Here is an 809-nt window from a genome sequence, read left to right on the forward strand (position 1 = left end):
CGTGAGCACGGTAGCTATTGACGAGACCTCGTACCGGCGCGGCCACGAGTATCTGACGCTGGTCGCCGATATGCAGGCGCGCCGCGTCGTGTTCGTCACGCCCGGCCGCGACGCGAAGCCGATTGAGAGCTTTGCGGCGTACCTTAGCCAGCACAACGGCACGCCCGAGCAAGTCACCTCCGCAAGCATCGACATGTCGCCCGCGTTCATTAAGGGCGTGAGCGAACATCTGCCCAATGCGCGAGTGACATTCGACAAGTTTCACGTCGTCGCCCATGCGTCCAAGGCGCTTGATATGGTGCGCCGCCAACAACAGAAAGCCGACCCGGAACTCAAAGGGATGCGCTGGACGCTGCTCAAGGACGCCAACAAACTGAATCTTGCGCAATTGACCGACCTCGAGGCGCTTGTCAGGCAGTACGCCACCAAGCGCACCGCCCGCGCATGGCTGTATCGCGAGCAACTGCGCGAGATTCTCGAACGCAAGCAAATCCATGTTGTCTCCGAGATGTTGCGGCAGTGGTGCACCAATGTCATGCGCTCAAAAGTCGAGCCAATGAAGGACGTTGCGCGTCTGATACGTCGGCACTTCGACGGCGTCGTCGCCTGGACTCAGACCCGCCAGACCAACGGCTTCATTGAAGCCATCAACGGCTTGTTTCAAGCGGCCAAGCGAAAGGCTCGCGGTTACACACGCTTCACGACAATGCGCACGGTCCTCTTTCTCGTTGCCGGCAAGCTCGACTTCTCCGGCTTCAACCCGCATGCCTCGTGAGTCGCATCACCCACTCCAAAATCAAAAGAGCCAG

The 809-nt window shown here is 59.7% G+C and carries 1 protein-coding gene; it reads left to right on the forward strand.

Annotated features, from left to right (window positions below):
- Window positions 1-775: ISL3 family transposase (locus tag E1N52_RS43865; protein WP_133191286.1), on the forward strand; the 775-nt coding region annotated here is incomplete at its 5' end.
- Window positions 776-809: the final 34 nt, after the last annotated feature.

The sequence above is a fragment of the Paraburkholderia guartelaensis genome (assembly GCF_004353905.1).
Classification (GTDB): Bacteria; Pseudomonadota; Gammaproteobacteria; order Burkholderiales; family Burkholderiaceae; genus Paraburkholderia; species Paraburkholderia guartelaensis.